Here is a 5500-nt window from a genome sequence, read left to right as displayed (position 1 = left end):
TTAGTTCGCCAAAAACACTCTGAATAGATCAACTACTTATACTGACTGGTATGATGTTGAGCTGATGAAAAAATTAGCGGCAGAGATGGAGGGCAAAATTGCATTTGTGCCTTACACATTTGCCAATGTGCTGGGGGCGATAAATCAAGGCCAGTTTGATATTGCTATATCAGGGCTACAGATGACCACTAAACGCATCGAGCATGTTGGTTTCACTACTCCAGTACTCGATCTGCATTACTCGTTTGTGGTTAAAGATCATCGTGCTGATGAGTTCAAGACCGATAAGCTGCTGCGCGAGGCAGGTTCGCTTCGAATTGCCTCAGTTGGTTCTTACTCAATTATTCCCCATCTAGAGAAGAAGTTTCCTAACTTTAAGTTCGACACTATCCAGTCCGACCGCCTGTTTTTTGAAGATGATGGCAAACATGGGATGGCCTGATGATAAGTCTTGAAGCGGGCAAGACTTGGACTATTCTGTATCCAGAGTACACCACACTGTATAACCGAGAAGAGATTAAATCATTTCCAGCATCTTATGCCGTTGCGCGCGATAATGCGTCATTACAGACATTCCTTAATAGTTGGTTAGCGATTCAAAAGTCATCGGGTTACGTCGATAAGCTTTATGGATACTGGATTTTGGGCGAAAATGCCAAACCGAAAAAGCCGCGCTGGTCGGTCATCAAGGATGTGTTGCACTGGGTTAAAGAGGAAAGTTAATACCGCTAAGCACAGCAATATTGGGAGACTGTAAGTAACCTAAACCAACGAATATCTGGCTTTAGGTTACTTGCAGTGAAATACGCACTACATTATCCAGCTGTAACTCAATACACCATAAGCATGCCAATCCTGTGGATCTGATTCATACTCTTTACTGTAAAAGTCAAAGCGCCAGCTTAGTGACCAATTCGGAAAAGCCCAAACGACTCCCGCACTTGCTTGAGCTTGCTGATTTTTTAATTGCACATAAGAGTCGTAGGGGAGATCGCCATCAAGTGTTAAATCATTAAAGCGATAACCCGCTTGAGCGCGAGTAAATACCGTCCAACTGCCACTGTCTTTTGCTGACATACTGTATTGACCGTAATGCCCTTGATGGCTACTGAGCTGGCCAAATGATTGTGCTAGTTCATCGCCCCAACGCAAGGTCATGCCTAGATTGGTTTCAGAGCGGAAATTACCCAGTTGCGAATAACTGTGACCGCTAAGCTCCCAATCACTATTTTCAAAGGCTGTCTGTCGAGTGAATAGATAGTCTGCTTCATAAGCAAATTGCAAAGTGAACTGGTTCTCAACCTGATATTTCCAGCCCAGAGGCTCAGTAGAGGAGGTTATCTTGTGCACTAATTCTTGCGTTGCTTGAGCACCTGAAGCAGGCCCCATGACGCCAATACTCAACCAGTTCTTTTGCGCGATATGGCTGCTGTAGGCTGCGGTATAGCTTTCAAGTTCTAGTAAGCCTGCGTAAGGTCGTTCATTAGGTTGGGCGTAATCATAACCAATTTCTGTGGGCGTCCACATGCGCTGATAAATTTTGACGCCCCATTGTTTACGACCTTCTTGTTGGGAGAATAGTAACTTTGATTGCCAGTTAAACACTAAGAGGGCGCGTGAGAAGTCGTTGTCGTCTGCGGTTTGCCAGCCAATAACAATGCCGTTGGAGAAGTCACCATCATCACCGATCACCACGTCATTATCTAAGCCTAGATTCCATTGATCCGCATAAGCGGGCATTGATAAGAAAATCGATATAAGTGCGGTGGCGACAGCTGGTTTTAGCTTCGCTGGATCTCTAGAGGGGAAGAAGGTCACAATAGACTCCTCAATTTAGTTCAATGCATGATTTCAGGCGAGAAGATACACAAAACTAACACTGCCAGAATATAGATAAACTATAGGCATGTATATAGCCGTTCTACTTGAACATGCTCGTTAAAGCCCATTAAACTCCCATACTACCTGCATCTTCAGGTAGCACGGGTATAGCTGGCCTAGCGAACCTGTTGACGATAGGCTCGCGGCGATAGACCTGTTATGCGTTTGAATGCCCGAGAAAAGTGTGGCAGATCGGAATAGCCTATGGAGGAGGCGATGCGGCTGATAGGAATGCTTGCATCTGACAACATCTCACAAGCTTGATTGAATAGAATATTCTCAACGATGTTTGAGTAGCTGGCATTCTCCTTTTTTAAACGCCGTTGCATAGTGCGCACCGGCATTCCTAAGATCTCTGCTGCAGTCTCTATTGGCAACCTTCCTAAGCCTAAATAGGGTTTAAGTGCTTGCTTTAATGAGTCAGCAAATAACGCTGGTTTTAAAGGGGAGTGAGCTGAGGTTTCATGCCAATTTAGCGTCAGTTTCACCGGGGAAGCTAACTCTTCCGTAGACAGAGATAGCCCAATCACTCGGCGATTGATATAAAACTCTGCCTTCTCAAGCAGCAGAGATGCTTTAATTTCTTCGGCATTACTGCCTGTGAGCATTATTGCGGTAGGAGACCACTGTCTATTTGTTAGTGCCCGCACCAGTTCAACCATGAAAGTGACAATAAAGTGTGCTCTAAAGTCTTGTAGTTGTTCACTATAGAAACGGTGCTCACGGATAAACCAATGACGCCCTGCAAGATGTCTAAGTTTTACAGCAGAATGTAATGACTCTTGATTAAATAGCTGCGCAAACTCATTCAAGGCCTCTTCAAGGGTCTTAGCATGTTGCATTTTACCGATATAATTTGGGATCAAAACTTGTCGGCATACTTGCCATATTAGCTGGCTGTATCTGTCGGGCCCCGCTTTTTCGCCAATAATGTTTAGCAGTTTAATTAGCGGCAGCTGAGGTATGTAATCATGACCTGGCGCTAGGATGTTTTCTGGTAATTGAGCTTTGGCAATTGATGGGTAAATATCGCTGTCTATCTGCTTAAGAATATCAACAAAAGCTAAGGCATACTGGGTTTTGATCAAAGGAACGATAGGCGTAGTTTTGTCCATAGTCTCTCTTATCAAATTTAGCGATTGCTTTTACCATACTCATTATTAGCCTAAGCCACAGGCTTAGGCAATGAACTAAAGATAAATTCCCCTGCAAAGGTTAACTAACAGCAATTGCCTTGAAATCTCCTGAGTTAATATTAGGTTAGATAAGTGACTAAATTTAAACAAGTTATTACAAAAAAAAGTCGATAAGCCAAGAGTCTGCAGCCATAAATGCTAAACCCACACTAGCGGCACCGATTAAAGAGTATGGATTCAATACTCCTCAGCGTTTCTTTGTTGGCTATACGCTCGCAGTCTTGGTCGACCTTACCGTACTAAATCTGTTTAATGAATTTTGGCAGTACATTACGGTTGAATCTTTTTCTATTTCGCTATTAGTGGCTATTTTATTGCAGTTACTATTAAAACTGACGATTGCAGCAGAGCATGCTATTGCTAATTATTTTAAAGATAAACCAGGCAAGGCGCCCAAGTTCTGCCGTGCATTTTGTACCTCGCTTATTTTGTTTGGATCTAAGTTTGTGATGTTAGAAGCAATAAATTTGGTCTTTGGTGACAGGATTAATTTTACTGGGCCAGTTGATGGCATAGTGGTTTTTTTTGCATTGGTATTCGGGATTTTAATCGCTGAATTTATCGTTTCGAAAATCTACTTTTCGTTAGAAGATAAACCTAAACCTGCTGCTTAAAACCGTACCGCAGCCTTTATTTCATCAGCACCATTCATTGCTAAAGGCTGCTGTAGTTACGCAGACGCATTTATCTATAATCATCTACTCGTTGAACACTAACCATTGCGCTGCGATTTATTGAAAAGTAATCTGATAAAACATAATCGATAGAATCCAGCAGACATGACTCCAACAATTAGCACAATAATGAACCATCGCTCAGTAAGGCATTTTACTGATCAAACAATAACTGCCGCCAATCTTGAGCAGATCTTGCATTGCGCATTAGCGGCTTCGACCTCAAGCTTTATTCAATGTAGTAGTATCATTCGCGTATCAAATCCTGATAGTCGTGAGAAGTTGGCGCAATATGCGGGTGGCCAACCTTATGTAGCCTCTGCTGCGGAGTTTCTGGTCTTTTGTGCTGACTTTAATCGTCACCAACAGATCCACCCCGATGCGCAACTTGGTTTTACAGAGCAAACTTTGATTGGTGCGGTAGATACCGCCCTCATGGGGCAAAACGCATTACTTGCTGCCGAGTCATTAGGTCTAGGCGGTGTATTCATTGGCGGCATTCGCAATAACCCGCAACAAGTGAGTGAGCTATTAGAGCTGCCTAAACATGTACTACCATTGTTCGGGTTATGTATTGGTTACCCAGCCAAAGAGCCTGAACAAAAACCACGTTTGCCGCTCAATATCGTGCTGCACCAAGACAAGTACCAAGCGTTAGACCTCGCGGCTGTTGCAGCCTATGACCAACATATTCTTGAGTATTATGCTGCTCGCAGTAGCAATACCAAGCAAGTGACATGGTCACAGCAAATCACCGCAACGTTGAGTAAAGAGTCTCGACCTTTTATGAAAGAGTTTCTAAACCGACAAGGCTTTAGTGATAAGTGATTGCTAACGCTATGGGCTAGCATCAAATTTGATACCTTGCGCAAGTTAGCTTGCTGCTCAGTTGAGGCAAGTTCACAGGACAAGATTTTCAATCTAGATGATATTCGAAATATTGATTATAATGTGCCTTTGAAATGCGAGTTATATTGATAGCAGCCTTAGTTAACAGCGCTATCAAGCATGATTCACCAAATTATTGACTAAAGAGAATATGCCATGAGCGCTTTACCACCATGCCCAAAATGTGAATCTATCTATGCTTACGAAGATGGCTCACAGCTGATTTGCCCTGAATGTGCTCATGAATGGAATCCAAACGAAGTTATCGTTGATCCAGATGCAATTATCCTAAAAGACGCCGTAGGTAACCTGTTGGCTGAAGAAGACAAAGTCACTTTGATTAAAGATCTTAAAGTGAAAGGTTCTTCTCTAGTACTTAAAGTAGGTACTAAAGCCGTTATCAAGCGTTTCGTTGACGCTGACCACGACATCGATTGTAAAGTCGATGGCCACGGCCAGATGATGCTTAAGTCGAAGTTTGTTAGAAAACAAAACTAATTAACTTTTAGCTAGTTCAACATCTAAAACATCTGCCTCGTGCAGATGTTTTTTTATGTGCTTTCGTTCGCTCTGGGTATCGATTTCGATAAGGCGAAGGTTATATTTTTGCTGATTTTATATTCTAAAGAGGTTCGAATTCCCCCGTAATACACCACAGGGGACAGTAATAGCATCATATGGATCACTTTTAGTAGGGAAATATCCCATGAACAGGATGTAATACCAATTGCATTAAAAGTTTGACCATTCAGCGGGAATTCAAAGCGCTGTAGGCAAGTAGTGGGATTTGAGCTAATAGTTATTCTCGGCTCTGGCATCCTGCTTCGCTCTACCTCCTAAATCCATTTAGTCGTATATCCA

The 5500-nt window shown here is 42.7% G+C and carries 7 protein-coding genes; 5 read left to right on the top strand and 2 right to left on the bottom strand.

Annotated features, from left to right (window positions below; translation table 11 throughout):
• Positions 1–64 precede the first annotated feature (64 nt).
• Together AB4238_RS15125 and AB4238_RS15120 are read left to right on the top strand one after the other, a co-directional pair.
• Entirely contained in the window at positions 65–442 is a 378-nt protein-coding gene (locus tag AB4238_RS15125) for a substrate-binding periplasmic protein (RefSeq protein ID WP_372034175.1), read from the top strand.
• Entirely contained in the window at positions 442–723 is a 282-nt protein-coding gene (locus AB4238_RS15120) for a hypothetical protein (RefSeq protein WP_372034174.1), read from the top strand. Before AB4238_RS15125 ends, AB4238_RS15120 begins: the two co-directional genes overlap by 1 nt.
• A gap of 87 nt (positions 724–810) precedes the next feature.
• Here the strand turns inward: AB4238_RS15120 and AB4238_RS15115 are convergent, their stop codons facing one another.
• Positions 811–1818 carry a lipid A deacylase LpxR family protein gene (locus AB4238_RS15115; RefSeq protein WP_372034173.1) on the bottom strand — a complete coding sequence of 336 codons (1008 nt, stop codon included), beginning with the start codon at positions 1816–1818 and terminating at the stop codon, positions 811–813.
• A 179-nt stretch (positions 1819–1997) separates the two neighbouring features.
• Entirely contained in the window at positions 1998–2996 is a 999-nt protein-coding gene (locus AB4238_RS15110) for a helix-turn-helix domain-containing protein (protein WP_372034172.1), read from the bottom strand.
• Positions 2997–3298: 302 nt separating this feature from the next.
• Here AB4238_RS15110 and AB4238_RS15105 point away from each other — a divergent pair, with 302 nt between their 5' ends.
• The 3 genes from AB4238_RS15105 to AB4238_RS15095 all read left to right on the top strand — a co-directional run bounded on the left by AB4238_RS15105 (position 3299) and on the right by AB4238_RS15095 (position 5137).
• A complete protein-coding gene (locus tag AB4238_RS15105; protein ID WP_372034171.1) occupies positions 3299–3691 on the top strand; it encodes a hypothetical protein in 393 nt (130 codons plus the stop codon).
• Between the two features lie 165 nt (positions 3692–3856).
• Positions 3857–4579 (top strand): oxygen-insensitive NADPH nitroreductase, encoded by a 723-nt coding sequence (gene nfsA, locus AB4238_RS15100; protein WP_372034170.1) that lies wholly within the window; start codon positions 3857–3859, stop codon positions 4577–4579.
• Positions 4580–4795: 216 nt separating this feature from the next.
• On the top strand, positions 4796–5137 hold the full coding sequence (locus tag AB4238_RS15095; RefSeq protein WP_020911583.1) for a zinc ribbon domain-containing protein YjdM: 342 nt from the start codon (positions 4796–4798) through the stop codon (positions 5135–5137).
• The last annotated feature ends 363 nt before the right edge of the window (positions 5138–5500 follow it).

It is taken from the genome of Shewanella sp. 10N.286.45.A1 (assembly GCF_041470405.1).
Classification (GTDB): Bacteria; Pseudomonadota; Gammaproteobacteria; order Enterobacterales; family Shewanellaceae; genus Shewanella.
The sequence above is the reverse complement of the archived record's forward strand: the minus strand, read 5'-3'. Positions and strand labels throughout refer to the sequence as shown.